General features: G+C 68.6%; 22 protein-coding genes and 1 pseudogene. 10 read left to right on the top strand and 13 right to left on the bottom strand.

The window, feature by feature from the left end; all coding sequences use genetic code 11:
• The 4 genes from WU80_RS19655 to WU80_RS19640 form a co-directional block, all read right to left on the bottom strand.
• Nucleotides 1-380: DUF222 domain-containing protein (locus tag WU80_RS19655; RefSeq protein WP_156349457.1), on the bottom strand; the 380-nt coding region annotated here is incomplete at its 3' end.
• 76 nt (nt 381-456) lie between these two features.
• Entirely contained in the window at nt 457-1,140 is a 684-nt protein-coding gene (locus WU80_RS19650; protein WP_055400942.1) for a DUF6629 family protein, read from the bottom strand.
• An 8-nt stretch (nt 1,141-1,148) separates the two neighbouring features.
• Nucleotides 1,149-2,204: a putative zinc-binding metallopeptidase gene (locus WU80_RS19645; RefSeq protein ID WP_055400956.1), complete on the bottom strand. Its 1,056-nt coding sequence runs from the start codon at nt 2,202-2,204 to the stop codon at nt 1,149-1,151.
• The gene (locus WU80_RS19640; RefSeq protein ID WP_231633863.1) at nt 2,197-3,138 is read right to left on the bottom strand and encodes a transglutaminase family protein; all 942 of its coding nucleotides are present in this window, start codon (nt 3,136-3,138) and stop codon (nt 2,197-2,199) included. Before WU80_RS19640 ends, WU80_RS19645 begins: the two co-directional genes overlap by 8 nt.
• Nucleotides 3,139-3,229: 91 nt before the next feature.
• On the opposite strand from WU80_RS19640, the gene WU80_RS19635 reads away from it, so the two are divergent.
• Nucleotides 3,230-3,619 carry an MmcQ/YjbR family DNA-binding protein gene (locus WU80_RS19635; protein WP_055400940.1) on the top strand — a complete coding sequence of 130 codons (390 nt, stop codon included), beginning with the start codon at nt 3,230-3,232 and terminating at the stop codon, nt 3,617-3,619.
• Between the two features lie 6 nt (nt 3,620-3,625).
• On the opposite strand, the gene WU80_RS19630 is transcribed toward WU80_RS19635, so the two are convergent.
• From WU80_RS19630 to aspS, 3 genes are read right to left on the bottom strand one after another with little or no spacing between them, the layout of a single operon-like run.
• Nucleotides 3,626-4,684, bottom strand: a complete 1,059-nt coding sequence (locus WU80_RS19630; RefSeq protein WP_055400938.1) for an aromatic acid exporter family protein — start codon at nt 4,682-4,684, stop codon at nt 3,626-3,628.
• A 4-nt stretch (nt 4,685-4,688) separates the two neighbouring features.
• A complete protein-coding gene (locus WU80_RS19625; protein WP_055400936.1) occupies nt 4,689-5,120 on the bottom strand; it encodes a nitroreductase family deazaflavin-dependent oxidoreductase in 432 nt (143 codons plus the stop codon).
• 51 nt (nt 5,121-5,171) lie between these two features.
• Nucleotides 5,172-6,962, bottom strand: a complete 1,791-nt coding sequence (aspS, locus tag WU80_RS19620) for an aspartate--tRNA ligase (RefSeq protein ID WP_156349455.1) — start codon at nt 6,960-6,962, stop codon at nt 5,172-5,174.
• A gap of 86 nt (nt 6,963-7,048) precedes the next feature.
• Between aspS and WU80_RS19615 the strand changes: the two genes are divergently transcribed.
• The 4 genes from WU80_RS19615 (at nt 7,049) to WU80_RS19600 (ending at nt 11,031) form a co-directional block, all read left to right on the top strand.
• Nucleotides 7,049-7,918 carry an oxidoreductase gene (locus WU80_RS19615; protein ID WP_082459758.1) on the top strand — a complete coding sequence of 290 codons (870 nt, stop codon included), beginning with the start codon at nt 7,049-7,051 and terminating at the stop codon, nt 7,916-7,918.
• A gap of 9 nt (nt 7,919-7,927) precedes the next feature.
• Nucleotides 7,928-8,431 (top strand): SRPBCC family protein, encoded by a 504-nt coding sequence (locus tag WU80_RS19610; protein ID WP_055400934.1) that lies wholly within the window; start codon nt 7,928-7,930, stop codon nt 8,429-8,431.
• A 9-nt stretch (nt 8,432-8,440) separates the two neighbouring features.
• A complete protein-coding gene (locus WU80_RS19605) occupies nt 8,441-9,313 on the top strand; it encodes a neutral zinc metallopeptidase (protein ID WP_055400932.1) in 873 nt (290 codons plus the stop codon).
• A 113-nt stretch (nt 9,314-9,426) separates the two neighbouring features.
• Nucleotides 9,427-11,031: an MFS transporter gene (locus WU80_RS19600; protein ID WP_055400948.1), complete on the top strand. Its 1,605-nt coding sequence runs from the start codon at nt 9,427-9,429 to the stop codon at nt 11,029-11,031.
• Nucleotides 11,032-11,043: 12 nt separating this feature from the next.
• On the opposite strand, the gene WU80_RS19595 is transcribed toward WU80_RS19600, so the two are convergent.
• Nucleotides 11,044-11,487: a hypothetical protein gene (locus tag WU80_RS19595; RefSeq protein ID WP_055400930.1), complete on the bottom strand. Its 444-nt coding sequence runs from the start codon at nt 11,485-11,487 to the stop codon at nt 11,044-11,046.
• Nucleotides 11,488-11,565: 78 nt separating this feature from the next.
• Between WU80_RS19595 and WU80_RS19590 the strand changes: the two genes are divergently transcribed.
• Entirely contained in the window at nt 11,566-12,411 is an 846-nt protein-coding gene (locus tag WU80_RS19590; protein ID WP_055400928.1) for a patatin-like phospholipase family protein, read from the top strand.
• Between the two features lie 35 nt (nt 12,412-12,446).
• Nucleotides 12,447-14,018 carry a metallophosphoesterase family protein gene (locus tag WU80_RS19585; RefSeq protein ID WP_055400926.1) on the top strand — a complete coding sequence of 524 codons (1,572 nt, stop codon included), beginning with the start codon at nt 12,447-12,449 and terminating at the stop codon, nt 14,016-14,018.
• A 1-nt stretch (nt 14,019) separates the two neighbouring features.
• On the opposite strand, the gene WU80_RS19580 is transcribed toward WU80_RS19585, so the two are convergent.
• From WU80_RS19580 to mdlC, 4 genes are read right to left on the bottom strand one after another with little or no spacing between them, the layout of a single operon-like run.
• Nucleotides 14,020-15,048 (bottom strand): Rv2578c family radical SAM protein, encoded by a 1,029-nt coding sequence (locus tag WU80_RS19580; protein ID WP_055400924.1) that lies wholly within the window; start codon nt 15,046-15,048, stop codon nt 14,020-14,022.
• A 46-nt stretch (nt 15,049-15,094) separates the two neighbouring features.
• The gene (locus WU80_RS19575) at nt 15,095-15,379 is read right to left on the bottom strand and encodes a hypothetical protein (protein WP_156349454.1); all 285 of its coding nucleotides are present in this window, start codon (nt 15,377-15,379) and stop codon (nt 15,095-15,097) included.
• Between the two features lie 25 nt (nt 15,380-15,404).
• Nucleotides 15,405-15,683: a hypothetical protein gene (locus tag WU80_RS25955; protein WP_156349453.1), complete on the bottom strand. Its 279-nt coding sequence runs from the start codon at nt 15,681-15,683 to the stop codon at nt 15,405-15,407.
• Between the two features lie 10 nt (nt 15,684-15,693).
• A complete protein-coding gene (mdlC, locus tag WU80_RS19570; protein ID WP_055400920.1) occupies nt 15,694-17,307 on the bottom strand; it encodes a benzoylformate decarboxylase in 1,614 nt (537 codons plus the stop codon).
• A gap of 266 nt (nt 17,308-17,573) precedes the next feature.
• Between mdlC and WU80_RS19565 the strand changes: the two genes are divergently transcribed.
• The 3 genes from WU80_RS19565 (at nt 17,574) to WU80_RS19555 (ending at nt 18,769) form a co-directional block, all read left to right on the top strand.
• Entirely contained in the window at nt 17,574-18,059 is a 486-nt protein-coding gene (locus WU80_RS19565; RefSeq protein ID WP_055400918.1) for a polyketide cyclase, read from the top strand.
• A 123-nt stretch (nt 18,060-18,182) separates the two neighbouring features.
• Nucleotides 18,183-18,410, top strand: coding sequence for a hypothetical protein (locus WU80_RS19560; protein ID WP_055400916.1), 228 nt, complete (start codon nt 18,183-18,185; stop codon nt 18,408-18,410).
• 56 nt (nt 18,411-18,466) lie between these two features.
• Nucleotides 18,467-18,769, top strand: a complete 303-nt coding sequence (locus WU80_RS19555; RefSeq protein WP_055400914.1) for a hypothetical protein — start codon at nt 18,467-18,469, stop codon at nt 18,767-18,769.
• A gap of 31 nt (nt 18,770-18,800) precedes the next feature.
• Here the strand turns inward: WU80_RS19555 and WU80_RS25565 are convergent.
• Nucleotides 18,801-18,956, bottom strand: a pseudogene (locus WU80_RS25565) (His/Gly/Thr/Pro-type tRNA ligase C-terminal domain-containing protein); the annotation flags it as partial.
• Between the last annotated feature and the right edge of the window lie 17 nt (nt 18,957-18,973).

Genomic DNA, 18,973 nt, shown 5'->3' with positions numbered 1-18,973 from the left:
TCGCCGATCAGTCCCGCGCGTTGGCCGGCCGCGGTCGCGCTCAATTTCGGCGGCAACGGTTCGCCGGTCAGCGCCCGGCGCTGCCCGAGGTCGCGGGCTTCCTCGATGCGCCGGGCGGCGTCGGCCTTGGTGATGCGCAACCGGTCGGCCAGACCCGAGCGCAACGAGCCACCCAACTCTTCGGGACTGGCCTGCGCATCGAGTTGGTTGATCAACGCGTGCTGGGGGGTACGCAGCCTGCGGTACGCGCGCTCGAGGCACTCCAAGGCGCGCAACCGTTCGGGGGTGGTGAGCACGTCAAAAGACAACGTGCACAGGCGGTCCACGTCGCCGTCGAGCGCGTCGAAAACCTCGACGACCTCCTCACGACTGGCGTCCATGCCTCAAACTCTAAAAACCCCCACCGACAAAAATGGCCGACTTGTGACGTTTGAAGCTAAAGTGACACAAGGGATTTCAAGAGCGAACGGGAACCGCCCGGTCCGGGCCCACACCCCGGTATCGGTGCGGATCGGGCATTCGGCGCCGGCGCACCATGTGCACCAGCACCAGGACCGACATCACGGCGGCGTAGATGCACCATAGCGACGCGAACGCCTGCAGGTAGAGCACCGCGACCAGGACCAGCCCCACCAGGTTTGCCAAACCGAACACCACAATGGAGCGATAGCCCGACATCAGGGCCGGCCCGATGACGGCGAGGATGTAGAGCACCGCCCACAGATAACTGTCGCGGGAGGCGGTCTGGTATTCCAGCACGTGCGGGCACCTCGTCACCCCGACCGGTTTCGCGAGGACGACGAATGCGAGGTAGGCCGACACCACCGCACCGAGCAACGCGAAGGGAGCCACCCGTAGCCGCGCGCCGCGCGGCTCGAGCATCAGGATCGCCAGCGGGAGCAGTAAAGGAAGCACGGGCAGCGCGATGAACACGTAGGCGTGCATCGCGAAGTCGGCCATTCCGGCGGAGACAAAGCGATTCGGCCACACCGCCGCCTCGAGAAACTGGTGGACCGAGAACACCGCCGGCAGCGAGGCGAAAGGCACCTCACGCCAGTGCTTCACCTCGCGCAGGCTCGCCACCGCGACCGGCACGAGGGCGGTCCCCACCACCAGATCGGCGGTGATGGAAAAGCACATCGCCCAGCCTAACCCGCGATGGCTGCGGGCCCGCGCGCGTCGGAGGTCATCTCGTCGATCACGGTGTAGATGAACTTCATCTTCTCCAGCACCGCGACCGGCAACACGAACGGGTACAGGTCATCGTGGCCCATCGACCGGTTCACCATGTTCAACGACCACGACAGCGGCAGCCACATGTCGATGATCGTCTGAAAAGCACTGGGCCCCAACGCCGGCCGGTCGAACGTCGCCGACGCGGACGCGAAGCCGCACCACGCCGAGGTGTCCAGGGTGTCGCGGATGTGCAGGTAGTGGGCGAACGTCTCGGCCCAGTCCTCGGCGGCGTGCATGGTGGCGTAGGAGGACACGAAGTTCTCCTGCCAGCCCTCGGGTGCGCCCTCGCTGTAATGGCGGTCGAGCGCCTCCTGATAGTCCGCGTCGGGATCGCCGAACAACTCGTTGAAGCGCGCCAGGTAGTCGCTGGACGGGGCGATCAGCCGGTAGAAGTAATAGTGGCCGATCTCGTGCCGGAAGTGCCCGAGCAGGGTGCGGTACGGCTCCTCCATCTCGACCCGCAGCTGCTCGCGGTGCACATCGTCGCCCTCGGCGAGGTCCAGGGTGATCACGCCGTTGTCATGGCCGGTGAACACCTTCTCCTTCGCGCTGGACAGCAGGTGGAAGGCCAATCCCTGCTCGGGATCCTCGTCGCGCCCGATGATCGGCAGCTTGAGCTCGTGCAGCTCGGCGATCAGCCGCCGCTTGGCCGCCTCGGCGCGGGCGAACTCGGCCAGGCCGGCGGTGTCGGCGTCGTTGGGCCGCACGGTGGTCAGCGCGCAGGACGTGCACAGCAGCCGCGGGTTGTTGACGGGAACCAGCCAATTGCATTCGGCCAGTTGCAGATTGGCGCACAGCTGGTACTCGGCGGCATCCACGAAACCGGCGTGCTCGCTGGCGTTCTCCTCGGCGATCACCAGCAGTGCCATCTGCTCGAGCGAAAACCCCAGCGCGCTGCCGCAATTCAGGCAGGTGGAGTTCTCGAACGTCAGGCGCTGGCCGCAGTTCGGGCAGTTGAAGTCACGCATGAAGCACATCTCCCTCGAAGGGCACCACGTCGACCGCGACGTCGATCACGCTGTGTTCGGAATCGGTGTAGATGATGCCCCGCAGCGGCGGCACGTCGGCGTAGTCCCGGCCGCGTCCGACGATGATGTAGCGCTCGTCGACCAGCTGGTCATTGGTGGGGTCGAGCCCGAGCCATTCGTACTGGCCGGGCTCCTGCGGTGTCCACACCGCCGCCCAGGCGTGGGTGGCGTCAATACCGATCATTCGATCCTTCCCCGGTGGCGGGTCGGTGGCCAGGTAGCCGGACACGTAGCTGGCTGCAAGACCGTTGGCGCGCAGGCAGGCGATTGCCAGCCGTGCAAAGTCCTGACATACCCCCTCCCGGGCCGCCAGAACCTCTTTTACCCCGGTGGAAATCGTGGTGGACCCCGAGCGGTAGGTGAAGTCGGTGAAAATTCGCGACGTGAGGTCGCGCAGCACGTCGACCAGCGGGCGCCCCGGCGCGAAACTGGGCGCCGCGTATTCGCGGATCTCGTCGGTGATCTCGGGCGGAATCAGGTCCAAGGTGAACTCGACGGCCAGCGCCCCCTTGCCCCCCGTCGGCCGGGAGGCCTCCCACGGCTGAACCGCCGGGCCGCTGGTGTAGCGCCCCGGCGCGGGCGGATACGCGTCGACGATGGAGTCGCTGGTGACGATCAGGGTGTGGTGCGGCTCGGTGACGTGGAAATACGAGCTGATGTTGCCGTACACGTCGACGCTGGTGGAGACGTCGGCGGGCGCGGGGTCAATGGTCAGCTGGTGGGCGATGCAGCGCTGCCGTGCCGAGTCGCGCGGGGTGAGGAAGCCACGCCCGTAGGAGCTGGTCACGACGTCGGAGTACCGGTACTCGGTGCGGTGGGTGACGCGATGGCGGCGCGCGACCCCGGCGTCAGCTTCAGGCACAAGCCTGATCACATCACACCCCGGGCGGTTGCGCGCCGTTCGCGCCGCGAAACCGTTTGCCAATACAGCGGCACTCGTGCCAAACCGGGAGCACAATCGAATTGTGGCCACGTGGTACGACGTCGCCCGCATCGTGAATGAGCTGGCACTCACCTCGGAGCCGTCACCGCATGACTGGCGGGTCGGCAAGAAGTTGCTGGCCTGGGAGCGGCCGCTGCGCCCGTCCGAGCGCGAGGCGCTGGCGCACGGCGGGTCGGAACCGCCCGACGGCGACATCCTGGGCGTGCGGGTGTCCGACGAGGGCGTCAAGTTCGGGTTGATCGCCGACGAGCCGGCCGTGTATTTCACCACCCCGCATTTCGACGGCTATCCGGCGGTGCTGGTCAATCTGTCGGCGATCTCGGTCCGCGACCTCGAGGAGCTGATCACCGAGGCCTGGCTGACCCAGGCCCCGCGGAAGTTGGTCCAGGAGTTTCTGGCCGACTCCCGCTGAAGCTCCTCACACCTCCCGGAGGTCGATCACCCGCTGCAGGTCGTCGACGCAGGCGCTGACGACGTCGGCCACCACCACCTCCGCCCGATCGTGCGCGCCGGCCTGCATCGCCGACGCTTCGCGGCGCGCCGCGGCGGTGTAGGCCGCCGCCCCAGCGGGGTCCGAGTCGGCCAGTGCCGTCGCCGCCGAGAGCTGGACCAGGACGGCGGTCACCGGGCGGGGTGATCCGTCGCAGTGGCCCTCTACAACCGGGACGACGACGCGGGCCAGCTGCAGCACCGAGCCAGCGAGTTCGACTACGTGGATCGCCTGCTCATCGGCGGCGCGCACGGCGCCGCGCGCCCGCCAGCGCCGCGGCGCGACGCGCACCACCTGGCGGGCGGTGGTTCGGGCCTCGATGAGCGCGCCCAGCTGCTGGTGCACGCGGTCGGCCATCGCAAGCGGCCAGTCGTGTGCCGGCACGCGGCGACCCGCGGCGACGTCCGCGGTGCGGGTCAGTACCCCGTGCAAGACTCCGAGCACCCCGACGCGCGCGTTGCGCAGCACCTGCAACGGATCGGCCGGGAAGAGCAGAACCGCGAAGACGATGGCCACGCCGCCTCCGAGCAACGCGTCGAAGATGCGTTCCCAGCCCAGGCCGAGGTGGAAGAGCGCCAGCACCAGGATCGCCGAGACGGCGGTCTGGTTGGCGAACATCATCCCCTGCCCGATGAGGCCGTGGCCGATGAACACCGCGGCCCAGAGTGCGACGAACGCGGCGACGCCGATCGACACGGCGCCGGGGCCGAGCGCGGCCTGTACCAGGCTGCCCAGGCCGATCCCCAGGGTTACGCCGACCATCATCTGGATGGCGCGTTGCGCGCGCAGCACGTTACTGGTCGACAACGACACGGCTGCGGCGATCGGCGCGAAGAACGGCTGCGGGTGCGCCAGGACGTCGTGCGCGATGTACCAGGACAGCCCGGCGGCCACCGCGGTCTGCACCAGGTTGAACCACACCTGCCGCAGCCGCTTGTTGCCCGCACGCGCGGCGGCGAGAACAACCGATGGCCGCGAGGTGGTCACGAACCTAGGTGCGCTGCAACTCGAACAACGGAATGACCCGGCTGGTCTTGGACTGGTATTCGGCGAAGCCGGGCGCGGCCGCGGTGATCTTGTCGAAGAGCGCGTCGCGCTCGTCGGACGGCAATTCGCGTGCGGTGACCGCGAATTCGTCGGTCCCGATCTCGACGCGCGCCGCCGGGTTGGCCCGCAGGTTGTGCACCCACGCCGGGCTGACGGGGGCGCCGGCGAAGGAGCCGATGATGATCAGCTTGCCGTCGATGTCGAAGTACGCCAGCGGTGACACCCGCTGTGCGCCCGACTTGGCGCCGGTGGTGGTGAGCAACAGCAGGTTGGCGCCCTCGAACTGGCCACCGACCTTGCCGCCGTTGGCGTGGAACTCGTCGATGATGGCCTGGTTGAACGCGTTGATGGTCTGGGTGTCCGGGATTTCAGTCATTGGCGCCGCTCCTCCTCATCGCTGCGCTCTGCATCGTCGCCGGCGCATCGGTCATGCCTGGTCAACCTTCTCGGGTTTGGCGTCTATTCCGGACTCCTTGCGTTGCTGCGCGGTGATCGGCGCAGGCGCGTCGGTGAGCGGGTCGACGCCGCCGCCGGTCTTCGGGAAGGCGATCACGTCGCGGATCGAGTCCACCCGGGACAGCAGCGCGTTGATCCGGTCCCAGCCAAAGGCGATCCCGCCGTGTGGCGGCGCGCCAAAGGTGAACGCCTCCAACAGGAATCCGAACTTCTCCTCGGCCTCGGCGTGGTCCAGGCCCATCACGGCGAACACCCGCTCCTGGATGTCGCGGCGGTGGATACGGATCGAGCCGCCGCCGATCTCGTTGCCGTTGCAGACGATGTCGTAGGCGTCGGCCAGCACGTTGCCGGGATCGGTGTCGACCACGCCTTCGTACTCGGGCTTCGGCGAGGTGAACGCGTGATGCACCGCGGTCCACGCCCCGGAGCCGACGGCCACGTCACCGGCGGCGGTCGCCTCGTCGGCGGGCTCGAACAGCGGCGGGTCGACGACCCAGACGAACGCCCACGCCTCGGGATCGATGAGGCCGAGCCGGTCGGCGATCTCGTTCCGGGCGGCCCCCAGCAGCGCGCGCGAGGACTTCGGCGGTCCGGCCGAGAAGAAGACGCAGTCCCCCGGCTTGGCCCCGACGTGCGCGGCCAGGCCGTCCCGTTCGGCGTCGCTCAGGTTCTTGGCCACCGGGCCGCCCAGCGTGCCTCCGGAAGACTCGTCCCCGATCAGCACGTAGGCCAGCCCGCGGTGCCCGCGCTGTTTGGCCCACTCCTGCCAGCCGTCCAGCGTGCGCCGCGGTTGCGAGGCGCCCCCCGGCATGACCACCGCACCGACGTAGGGCGCCTGGAACACCCGAAACGTGGTGTCTTTGAAGAACTCCGTGCACTCGACGAGCTCCAGCCCGAACCGCATGTCCGGCTTGTCGGAGCCGAAGCGGCGCATCGCGTCCGCGTAGCTGATCCGCGGGATGGGCGTCGGGATCCGGTAGCCGATCAGCGCCCACAGCGCGGACAGAATCTCCTCGGAGATCGCGATGATGTCCTCGGCGTCGACGAAGCTCATCTCCATGTCGAGCTGGGTGAACTCGGGCTGGCGGTCGGCGCGGAAATCCTCGTCGCGGTAGCAGCGGGCGATCTGGTAGTAGCGCTCCATGCCGGCCACCATCAGCAGCTGCTTGAACAACTGCGGGCTTTGCGGCAGGGCGTAGAACGAGCCGGGGTGCAGCCGGGCCGGCACCAAAAAGTCGCGCGCGCCCTCCGGCGTCGAGCGGGTGATCGTCGGTGTCTCGATCTCGACGAAGTCGTGGGCCGCCAAGACCGCGCGGGCGGCGGCATTCACGTTGGAGCGCAAGCGAATTGCCGCGGCGGGGCCGTCGCGGCGCAGGTCCAGGTAGCGGTACTTCAGCCGCAGCTCCTCGCCGGCGGGCTCGTCGAGCTGGAACGGCAGCGGCGCGCTCTCGCCGAGCACGGTCAGCGACGCGGCGTTGACCTCGATCTCGCCGGTGGCGATCTCGGGGTTGGCGTTGCCCTCCGGGCGGATCTCGACGACGCCGGTCACCGCGACGCAGAACTCGGCGCGCAGCCGGTGCGCCTGGGCCAGCACGTCTTCGGCGCGGAACACCACCTGGGCGATGCCCGAGGCGTCCCGCAGGTCGATGAAGATGACGCCGCCGTGGTCGCGGCGGCGAGCCACCCAGCCCGCTAACGTCACCTGCTGCCCGGCGTCGCTGCTTCTCAGCGAACCGGCGGCGTGGCTGCGCAGCACAAACACTCCCTTTCAGCAGGCTTTGGACGAGTGACCAGTCTAGAGCAGGTAGTTTCGGTCCTATTGCCACCAACCCCCCAGCCAGGATCGCACTGGTCGGCCCCGGCGCCGTCGGCACGACGGTCGCCGCGCTGCTGCACAAGGCCGGACACCGGGTGGTGGTCTGCGGGCACACCCCGCGGGAGGGCATCGAATTGCGGCCCGACGGGGCGGATCCGATCGTGGTGCCCGGCCCCGTGCACACCGACCCCGGCTCGGTTACCGGCCCGGTCGACGTCGTGGTGCTCGCGGTCAAGGCCACCCAGAACGACGCGGCGGCCGGGTGGCTGGCCCGGCTCTGTGACGAGCACACGATCGTCACCGTGCTGCAGAACGGGGTCGAGCAGGTCGAGCAGGTGCAACCGCGCTGCCCGTCGTCGCCCGTGGTCCCGGGCATCGTCTGGTACTCCGCCGAAACCCAGCCCGAGGGATGGGTGCGGCTGCGCACCGAGGCCGCCCTGGTGCTGCCGAGTGGGCCGTCCGCCCAAAAGGTCGCCGAGCTGCTGCGCGGCGCCGGGTGCCGGGTGGACTGCGACCCCGACTTCATCACCGCGGCCTGGCGCAAGCTGCTGACGAACGCGCTGGCCGGGTTCATGGCGCTGTCCGGCCGGCGGTCCGGGATGTTCCGCCGCGACGACGTCGCCGAACTGTCGCGGCGCTACGTCGCCGAATGCCTGGCCGTCGCGCGGGCCGAGGGCGCCCGGCTGCCCGACGGCATCGTCGACGAGCTGGCCGAGATGTTCCGGCACGTTCCCGAGGACATGAGCACCTCGATCCTGACCGACCGGGAGAACCGCCGCGCGATGGAATGGGACATCCGCAACGGGCTGATCATCCGCAAGGGCCGGGCGCACAACCTGGCGACGCCGATCAGCGACGTCGTGGTGCCGCTGCTGGCCGCGGCGAGCGACGGCCCCGGTTAGATTGATTCCATGCATCCCTGCGAGCGCGTCGACCTGGGCTTCGTCGACAGCGCGCCCTTCGTGTACCGCAACAGCGTCGACCTCGCCATCACGCCCGAGCAGCTGTTCGAGGTGCTCGCCGACGCGGAGTCCTGGCCGCGCTGGGCGAGCGTGATCACCAAGGTGACCTGGACCAGCCCCGAGCCGCGCGGGGTGGGCACCACCCGCGTCGTCGAGATGCGCGGCGGCATTGTCGGTGATGAGGAGTACATCGCCTGGGAGCCGTTCACGCGCATGGCTTTTCGGTTCAACGAATGCTCGACCCGGTCGGTGGCCGCGTTCGCGGAGGACTATCGGGTCGAGGCCGTCCCGGGGGGCTGCCGGTTGACGTGGATCATGGCGCAGAAGCCCGCAGGCCCGGCGCGCCTGGCGATGTTCGTGGTGGGGCCGCTGCTGAACCTGGGGCTCCGCCGATTCCTGCGCAACCTGCGCAGCTACACCGACGCCCGCTACCCCGCGACCCAGCAAGGTTAGGAGCGCTCCATGTCCTTCAACGAGGGAATGCAGATCGACACCAGCACCGCTTCCTCGTCCGGCGGCGGCATGGGGATGGCCCTCGGGGGCGGCGGCCTCGGCCTGCTCATCCTGGTCGGGGCGCTGTTGTTGGGCGTCGATCCGGGCCGCGTGCTCAACACCCAGCAGAACACCGGCGGCTACTCGGCGCCCGGCTTCGACCTGAGCCAGTGCAAGACCGGGGCCGACGCCAACAAGTACGTGCAGTGCCGGGTCGTGGCCACCGGCAACTCCGTGGACGCGGTGTGGAAACAGCTGATGCAGGGCTACACCCGGCCGCATGTGCGGCTGTTCACCGGTTCCGTCGACACCGGCTGCGGACCGGCCACCACCGCGGTCGGGCCGTTCTACTGCCCGGTGGACCAGACCGCGTACTTCGACACCGACTTCTTCCAGGAGCTGGTCGACAAATTCGGTTCCAGCGGTGGGCCTTTCGCGCAGGAGTACGTGGTCGCCCACGAATACGGGCACCACGTGCAGCAATTGCAGGGCGTCCTGGGCCGTGCCCAGCAGGGGGCGAAGGGCGCCGGCGGCAACGGCGTGCGCACGGAGTTGCAGGCGGACTGCTACGCCGGGATCTGGGCGCACTACGCCTCCACCGTCAAGCAGGAGAGCACTGGCGTGCCCTACCTACAGCCCCTGAGCGACCAGGACATCTCCGACGCCCTGTCGGCCGCGTCATCGGTGGGCGACGACCGCATCCAGAAGGAGTCGACCGGCCGGGTCAATCCCGAGTCCTGGACGCACGGCTCGTCGGAGCAGCGGCAGCATTGGTTCACCGTCGGCTACCAGACCGGCGACCCCAAGCAGTGCGACACCTTCGCCGCACCCAGTTTGGGCTAGCCGCAGGGCTTTTCCATCACTTCGCCGCCTGACGGCGCTCCGTCATGCGTGCGCCGGGCGGGTGCCCTAGACTTCTACCCCGCCGCACGACGCGAAAGGCTCGTATGTCGGACATGACGCAGGAGCGCACCGACAGCGGGGACGTATCGGTCTGGACGCCGTTGCGGAATCCGGTTTTCCGCGCCCTGTTCGTCGCGCAGTTCGTGTCCAACGTCGGCACCTGGATGCAAAGCGTGGCGGCGCAATGGGTCTTGGTCGAAGGCCACAGCAGCGCCACCGTCGTGGCGCTGGTCCAGACCGCCAGCCTCGGGCCGACGCTCGTGTTGGCGTTGTTCGCGGGCGCGCTGGCCGACGTGTTCGATCAGCGGCGGTTGCTGATCGTTTTGCAGACCTACGCCGTGCTGGTGGCGCTGGCGCTGGCGGGGCTGACCTACTTCGGCCGGCTCACCCCGACGGCGCTGCTGCTGTTCACCCTGGCCATCGGCGTCGCCTCCGCGATCACGGCCCCGGCCTGGCAGGCGATCCAGCCCGAGGTCGTCCCGCGCGAGCAGATCACCGCCGCCGCGACGTTGGCCAGCGTCTCGGTCAACGTCGCCCGCGTGGTCGGACCCGCGATCGGCGGCATCGTCCTGGCGGTGACGGGACCGGCGGCGGTCTTCGCGATCAACGCGATCTCGTTCGTCGGCATCATCATCGCCTTGATGGGATGGCGGCGGCCCCAGCAGATCGCACCCATCGAACGGGAGCATCTGGGCCAGGCGATCCTGACCGGATTGGGCTACGTGATCAACGGCCCGATCTTCCGCCGAATCCTGCTGCGCGCAGCCGTTTTCGTCTTCCCCGCCTCCGCCCTGCTGGCGCTGCTGCCGGTGACGGCCGCCGACGCCTGGCACCTGGGGGCCGGCGGCTACGGCGTGGCGCTGGGCGCCATCGGTGTTGGCGCGGTGCTCGCCGTCGCGGTTCCCGCGTCGTTGCGCCAGAAGCTGCCGCCCAACACGCTCCTGGCGGCGTGCGCGGCCGGGTACGGCGGCGCGACGCTCGCGGTCGTTTTCCTGCCGTTCGCCGCGGCCGCGCCGTTCCTGGTGTTGTCGGGGATGACCTGGCTGATCACGCTGACGACGTTGAACGCCGCGGCGCAGCTACACCTGCCGCGCTGGGTGCGGGCCCGCGGGCTGGCGATGTATCTGCTGGTCTTCACGGGATCCCAGGCGATCGGCTCGTATCTCTGGGGCGTGATCGCCACGCGCGAGGGGCTCGGCGTGGCGCTGACCCTGGCGGCGGTGTTGCTGGGCGTCGCCGCGCTCAGCGTCGTCCCGTTCGGGTTGCGGCCGGAGACCGGGAAGCTGAGCCGCGACATCTCGCGGGCCTGGCCGATGCCCATGGTCGTGTTCGAGCCGTGCCCCAACGACGGGCCCGTGCTGGTGACCGTGCGCTATCGCGTCGCGACCGACACCCTCGAGGAGTTCGTCGGGGCGATGAGCGCGGTGCGGCGCTCGCGGCTGCGGACCGGGGGCCACAGCTGGGGGCTCTATCACAGCCTGGAGCAGCCCGACACGGTCCTCGAGAGGTTCACCGTGCCGTCGTGGACCGAATTCGAACGCCAGCACACCGAGCGCTGGCTGGAGTCCGACCACGACGGCGTGACGAAGGCGGTGGGTTACACCGTCGACCGCGCCCGGCGGCACGAGTACTTCCTCGCGCTACGGGTGCATCGATGAACCGTGCGGCCTCTACCAGGGCCGCGTCGAGCAGGTGACCCCGGTGGTGGCGCTCTGCGTCACCACGACCTGGCCGTCGACGGCGATCTGGCACTGGATCTGCGGCGTGTTCGACGAGTCGCAGTCCGGCCAGTGACACCCGCCGCTCGCGTTCACGAACGCCCAATGATTCGGGTCGGCCAGGGTTGTGTTGTACACCAGCGGCTGGCCCGCGGCGAACGCCGTCTGCACGCTGTTCAGAAACTGCGACGAGTTGGCGTCGAAGGCCGCCTGGCTGGGCGGATCGGTGTTCATGTAGCGGACGTTTCCGGTGAGGTTGCCGGTGGCGGTGATGGTGTAGGTGACCTGGTGGCCGGCGGGATCCGCAGAGGAGGTCGCGGGCGTGACGGCCACCGCCGCGGCCGCCGCAAACGTCGCCACCGCGACCCCGGTCGTCACTATTCGCACGTTCGTCATATCGAAAACGCTACCCAATTCGTTACGGGGCTATGCGTGAGAAGGCTATGCGTGCGAAAAGGTCTCTACTATGCATCTGTGCCCACGGCCTTCGTGTTGTCCGGCGGGGCCAGCCTCGGCGCGATCCACGTCGGGATGCTGCTCGCCCTGGCCGACGAGGGGGAACGGCCCGACCTGATCGTCGGGACGTCGGTGGGCGCGGTGAACGGCGGGTGGATCGCCTCACGGCCCGACCGGCAGGGGATTCTCGGGCTGGCCGACCTGTGGAGGTCGCTGACGCGAAAAGACATCTTCCCGACCCACCCGATCGCGGGCGCGATGGGCATGCTGGGCCGGCGCTCGCACCTGGTGCCCAACGTCGGGTTGCGCCGGCTGCTGGCCGAGAAGTTGGAGTTCGCCCGGCTCGAGGACGCGCCGATCCCGCTGCACGTGGTGGCCACCGACGTGATCTCGGGCGACGATGTCCTGCTGTCGTCGGGTAACGCGGTCGACGCGATCGCGGCCAGCGCCGCCATTCCCGGCGTCTTCCCGCCGGTGCGGGTCGGCGGGCGCGACATGATGGACGGCGGTGTCGTGAACAACACGCCGGTGTCGCACGCCGTCGCGCTGGGCGCCGACCGGGTCTGGGTGCTGCCGACCGGCTACTCGTGCGCCCTGCCCGAATCGCCGAAGACGGCGGTCAACATGGCGTTGCACGCCATGACCCTCGCCCTGAACCATCGCCTGGCCGGCGATATCGAGCGGTTCGAGCCGACGGTGGACCTGCGAGTCATCCGGCCGCTGTGCCCCGTCGCCATCTCCGGGGCCGACTTCTCGCACGGCGCAACGCTTATCGAGCGTTCGCACGCGGCCACCCGAGAGTGGCTGGCGGGCCGCCGCCCCTCCACCGGCCAGGCCGCGCTGCTCGAGTCGCACCGCCACTAGCGGCGGCGTTCACGCCGCTCCGGTATGAAGCAGGGGTGGCCGACGACTCCGAACAGCCCGCCGCCGGCGTCAGCCGCCGGCGGTTGTTGGCGACCGGCGCGGTCTCGGCGGCCCTCGGCGCGGGCCTGGGCGGCGGGGCCGCCCTGCTGTGGTCCCACCCAACCGCGCCCGGCCTCTGGTATCAGCCCGGCCGCGCCGGCGCGCCGCCGGTGAGCGGGCTGCACTTGCAATTCGGCCGCAATGCCGGCACCGAGGCGGTGGTGTCCTGGCACACCGTCGGCGCCGTCGGCAACCCGCGCGTGCTGCTCGGCACGCCGACGTCGGGCCTCGGGCGCACCGTGGCGGCCGAAACCCGCACCTACCGCGACGCCAGGTCGAACACCGAAGTCCGGGTGAACCACGCGCGCCTGACGAACCTGACCCCGGACACCGACTACGTGTACGCCGCGGTCCACGACGGCGCCGAGCCGCAGATGGGCACCATCCGAACCGCCCCGCTGGGCCGAAAGCCGTTCCGCTTCACCAGCTTCGGCGATCAGTCCACGCCGACGCTGGCGAGATTGCCCGACGGCCGGTACGGCACCGACAACATCGGGTCACCGGCCGCCGCCGACACCACCCTGGCGATCGAGCGCATGGCACCGTTGTTCAATCTGGTCAACGGCGACCTGTGCTATGCCAACCTCGCGCAAGACCGGATCCGCACCTGGTCGGCCTGGTTCGACAACAACACCCGATCGGCGCGCTACCGGCCGTGGATGCCGGCGGCGGGCAATCACGAGAACGAATGGGGCAACGGGCCAATCGGCTACGGCGCCTATCAGACCTACTTCGCGGTGCCGGACTCGGGATCGAGCCCCGAGACCCGCGGGCTGTGGTACTCGTTCACCGCCGGTTCGGTGCGGGTGATCAGCCTGAACAACGACGACGTGGCGTTTCAGGACGCCGGCAATTTCTACGTGCACGGCTACTCAGGAGGAGAGCAAAGGCGTTGGCTGGCAGCCGAACTCGCCGCCGCGCGACGCGATCGGAACATCGACTGGGTGGTCGTGTGCATGCACCAGACGGCGATCTCCACCGCCGACGCGCCCGCCAACGGCGCCGACCTGGGCATCCGCGAGGAATGGCTCCCCCTGTTCGATCAGTACCGGGTCGACCTGGTGCTGTGCGGGCACGAACACCACTACGAGCGTTCGCACCCGGTGCGCGGCACGCTGCAGACCGACACCCGCACGCCGATGCCGGTGGACACCCGCGACGACGTCATCGACTCCACCAAGGGGACGGTGCACGTCGTGATCGGCGGCGGTGGCACGTCCATGCCCACGAACGGCTTGCTGTTTCCCGAGCCGCGCTGCCGCGTGTTGACCGCCGTCGGCGCTTTCGATCCCGGGCTCGGGCACAAGGCGCCGACCTACGTCGTGGAGGACGCGCCGTGGTCCGCCGTCCGGGATCGGGACAACCCCTACGGCTTCGTGGCGTTCGACGTGGACCCCGGCCATCCGGGCGGCAACACCTCGATCAAGGCGACGCACTACGCGGTGAGCGGACCGTTCGGCGCGGTGACCGTGGTGGACCAGTTCACGCTGACCAAGCCGCGCGGATAGCTCAAAACAGCGTCGCCTGAACGGGTTCCGGCTCCACGGGCGCCGGTGCGGGTTGCCGGAACGAGCGCTCACCGCCGCCCAGCCCGTATTTCGCGATCAGCGGCGCGGCCCGCCCCCGCAGCAATTCGCGGTAGCCGGCCGGCAGGTACGCCCCGCGCCGGTACAGCTCGCGGTAGCTCGACACCAGCTCGGGATGCGAACGGCCCAGCCACGACATGAACCAGCCGCGGGTCGAACCGCGCAGGTGCAGGCCGAAGACCGTGACACCGGTGGCACCGGCCGCCGCGATCTGGCCGAGCAGCCGATCGAGGTGCTCTTTCGAGTCGGTCAGGTACGGCAGCACCGGCGCCACCATCACGTGGCAGTCCAGCCCGGCCTCGCGGACGGCGGCGATCAGGCCCAACCGCGCCTGGGGCGTGGGCGTGCCGGGTTCGACGTCGCGATGCGGGTCCGCGTCACCGACCGCCAGCGACACGGCGACCGATAGCGGAACGTGTTGCGCCGCATCGGCGATCAACGGCAGGTCGCGGCGCAGCAGCGTGCCCTTGGTGAGGATCGACAGCGGGGTGCCGGATTCGGCCAGGGCGCCGATGATGCCCGGCATCAGCGCGTAGCGGCCCTCGGCGCGCTGGTATGGGTCGGTGTTGGTGCCCAGCGCGACGGTTTCGCGCCGCCACGACGGCCGGCGCAGCTCGCGGCGCAATACCTCGACGACGTTGGTCTTGACGATTACCTGGCTGTCAAAGTCGTTGCCGCAGTTGAAATCCAGGTATTCGTGGGTGGGCCGGGCGAAGCAATAGCGGCACGCGTGCGAGCAGCCGCGGTAGCCGTTGACGGTGTAGCGGAAGGGCAGCGCCGAAGCATCCGGCACCCTGTTGAGCGCGGACTTGCACAGCACCTCGTGAAAGGTGATGCCGTCGAACTGTGGCGCGCGCACGCTGCGGACCAGGCCGATCCGCTGCAACCCCGGCAACGCTCCGTCCTCGACGGGCTCCCCGTTGACGGCGACAGCCTGGTCCGCCCAGCGCATGACCTATTCGAACAATAGTTCGATTGGATGTCAAGGGCCCCGCGCGTCAGATGTGGCCGGGCACCACGATCGGCGGCGGCGGGGGCGGCGGGGGCGGCACCTCGATCGGGGCGGGCGGTGCGTACGGGCCGCCCCGACACTGCTCCCACTCGGGCATCCCCGCACATCGGGGGTCATACGGGTTGGTGGGGAGGCCCGGATCGGGATCGTCCAGCGGGGCGGGCCGGCCCACCGGGCCGGGGGTCGCGCCGGCCGGGACGGGCGCACCCGCCGCGGCCAGTCCGATGAGCGCCGCGGCCACGGCCGTTCTCGTCGGGGCGTTGCGGAGCATTGATCCTCCTATTGCGATACAGCGCTCATCGCCGGTAATGATCGCATGCCGCGGCCAAACCGAGGGTGAAACCGCCGCTGGCCGACCGCGCCACCGTGAAATCGCGGCGGCCGCAACCAAATCCAATATGCCGGCCGCAAGGCTGCCGCCGGGGACGTCGTCGCGACTTCGCGGCCATGAGACCAGTCCGGGTTGTCGGCCGAAACCCCAATAGTTTTGGCTTTTCGGCCAGTGTGCCCTCACTGGCCACCGTATCGCCGCCGTGAAGTGCCTCGGCAAACGCCGAAACGATCGTGTCATCCACCAGACATCTCCTAGCTGCCGAATCCCCCGGGCACGGGTGTCGTGCGGGCGTTGATCAGGGTGGGACGCTCGCGGTCGGCGATGCCGGCTTTGACCAGCTCGTACACCTCGTCAGAGCTGTGTGCTTCGTGGGCGCCGACGCCGTAGCTGGCCGCGGTTCCCACGATGTCGAGGCCGGGGATGTCGAGTCCGGGAACATTGGGGGTCTTCTCCCAGACACCGAACTCTTTGACCACGCCGTATTCGGCGTTGGACGCCACCACGACAGTGAGGGGGATGTTGTAGCGTGCCGCGCTCCACAGCGCGGTGATCGCGTAGTGGATGGAGCCGTCACCCATGCAGGACACCACCGGACGGTCGGGAGCCGCGATTTGCGCGCCGACCGATGCTGGCAGCCCCCAGCCGAGTCCCCCACCGGCAGCCGACAGGTGTGAACGCGGATTGCCCGGACGGATGCTTTCGGTCATGGTGATCTCGTTGCTGCCGGCCTCGCTGACCCATAGTGTGTCCGCAGGTGCGGCGTGAGCGACCGCGGTCCAGAGATCTGCGGGCTTGAGCGGCACCTGCTCCGAGACCCTTTCGGGGACTGCGGCGCGCGGCGTGGGCGCGGAGCGCTGGGTGGGTTTCACCGCCGCCGCCAAGGCTCGGACCGCGGTACGAATGTCGGCGACGATCGCGTCGCCGACGGGGGCACGGGCGGCCTCGTCGGGATCGTTGGTGATCTGGATCAAGCGCGCACCCTCGGGCAGGTACGGGCCGGGCACCAAAGGGTAATAGCGGAAGACCGGCGTCCCGATCGTAAGGATCAGGTCGTGGCCCGCGAGAAGTCCGGAGATCCAGCCCGCTCCCGGGGGCAGCGCGCCGTGATAGAGCCGGTGATTCTCCGGAAACCCGCTCCAACCGGTCAATGGTGCTGTGAACACCGGTGATTCGGTGCGCTCGGCCAGCTCGATCACCGCGTCGTAGGCGTCGTAGCGGTCGATATCGCCGCCGACGATGATCACCGGCGACGAGGCGGCGTCGAGTTGTGCACCGACCTGCTCAGCCAGCTCGGTCGGGAAACCCGTCGCGTGGGTCACGGTGCGATCGCGCACGACCGCGATATCAGCGAGCTGGCCGTCGGTCAGCTCGATCGGCATGTCGTCCATCGGCAGCGAGACGAACACCGGGCCCATCGGCGGGGTGGTGGCCAGGTGGATGGCCCGAGCCAGCACGGCCGGGGACTCACTAGCGATGGCCGGCTCGGCAGCCCATTTCACGAATGGCTTTGGTGTCGTGGTGGGTTCGTGATTGGTCAGCAGGCAGTACTGATTTTGCATATTGCGGCGTTGGTTGCCCGCGGTGATGATCAGCGGCGTCTTGTTGACGTAGGCGTTGTAAATCTGGCCTTGCGCGTTGCCCATGCCCGGGGCGGTGTGCAGGTTGACCACGGCGGGGCGGCGGGTGACCTGCGCGTAGGCGTCGGCCATCCCGACCGGGATCATCTCCTGCAGGCCCAGGAAGTAGCGGAAGTCGTCGGGAAAGTCTTGCAGCAGCGCCAATTCCGACGAGCCCGGATTGCCGAACCAGGTGGTCAGATTGTGCGAGCGGAACAGGTCGAGGATGGCGTCGCGCACTGTGGTCATGGGTGGCCGTTGCTTTCGTTCGAAGTTGTCAAAGGAGTCAGTCGAGTTCCCCGGGCACGGGGCTAAGGGCCGAAACCGCGAGCGCGGTAACGCGCGATCCAGTCCTCCCATGCCGGGGGTGTCATCCACAGGCCGTGGATCAAAACGATGGCCTGATCAGAGGGGCGTTCACAGCAAGAAGCGTGATCGTTCGGTATGGACTGCACAATGAACAGCAGCCCAGATTTACAATCACGAAACCTGTGCCAGGGCACAACGGAGGGCTCATGACCGAACGCATCGAGGTTCAGCGCACCATTGCCGCGTCCGCGCCCGAGATCTTCGCCGTGCTGTGCGACCCGCAGGGCCACGTGGCCATCGACTCGTCCGGGATGCTGCAGGACGCCGAGGGCAATCCGGTGAGTGGTGTCGGTGACCGCTTCGTCGTGCACATGGACCGCGAGGCGTTGAACGACTTTCCGCAATTAGGCAGGTACGACGTCACGGTCGACATCAGGGAATTCGAGCGGGATCGCCTGATCGCATGGACGGTGCTGGGCCAGATTCGCCCGCCGATCGGTCATGTCTACGGCTATCGGCTCGAGCCGACCGAGGACAACTCGGCCACCGTGGTCACCTCGTTCTACGACTGGTCGAACATCGACCCGCACTGGCGGGAAGCCGGAATTTTCCCGATTCTCTCCGAGGGCGCATTGCGGGCGACCTTGGGCATTCTGGATCGCACGGTTCGGCGCGGTTATCCGGCCGGCTAAGCCGGCGGACGGCGCGATGACGCTGGTAGATCCGCTATTCGCGCGTGCACCGATATTGTTGCGCGGTTTTGTCGCGCATTCGGGCGGGTATCACCTCAGGGCCCCTCACGAAAGGACGCTGACATGTTGCATTCGGTGATATTGGCGAGTTCGGACCCCGTCGCGGCGGGCTTTATCCTGCGCGGCATCAAGGGCATCTTCGTCGCCATCGGCAGCGTGATCGCCGCAATTGTCTGCGCGTTAATCGCGATGATGAAGGGCCGCAACCCGCTGGGCTGGGGAATTCTCGGGCTGTTTTTCTCGATCCTCACGCTGATCGTCGTGATCATCATTCCGAGCAAGAAAAGCTAATCGCCGCTTCGACCGCTCCCCGGATTCGGGAGCCGGATCGCGGTATATTCCCACCCATGCGCTTCATCTATGTCGCTGCGGCCGTCGGGATGGCCATCGGTGGGCCGCTGGCGGCGACAGCGCCGGCTCACGCCGATACCGGCGTCAACGGCTACGTTCAATGCCTGGGGGGCGACGCGAAGCCCCCGCCGCCCGGGGTGAGCGCGGAGAACTGGTTCCCCAGCGTCCACGTGATAGCGGTGGATTTCGACGGCGGGGTGCCGTCCGCGCAGATCGTTCAGCGACTGGTGGAGATGGGAGTCAAGCCGGACGACGCCGCCACCCAGGTGCGCTGCTTTTTGGCCAACCAACCACACTAGCGCGACCGAAATGCGCTATGCGCCAAGTTGATTAGCGATTGAGTAACGAGGTCACTTCGGCCACAACATCTTCCGCGGCCACCGGGACCTGGTCCCCCGTCGTCAAATCCTTCACCCCGACCGTCTGAGACTCGATGTCCCGGTCGCCGAGCACCAGCGCGATGCGGGCACCCGAACGGTCGGCCGCTGTCTCTTATACACATC

Source organism: Mycobacterium sp. UM_11 (assembly GCF_001414075.1).
Classification (GTDB): domain Bacteria; phylum Actinomycetota; class Actinomycetes; order Mycobacteriales; family Mycobacteriaceae; genus Mycobacterium.
Note: the sequence above shows the minus strand (reverse complement) of the source record. Positions and strands in the feature narration are given on the sequence as shown.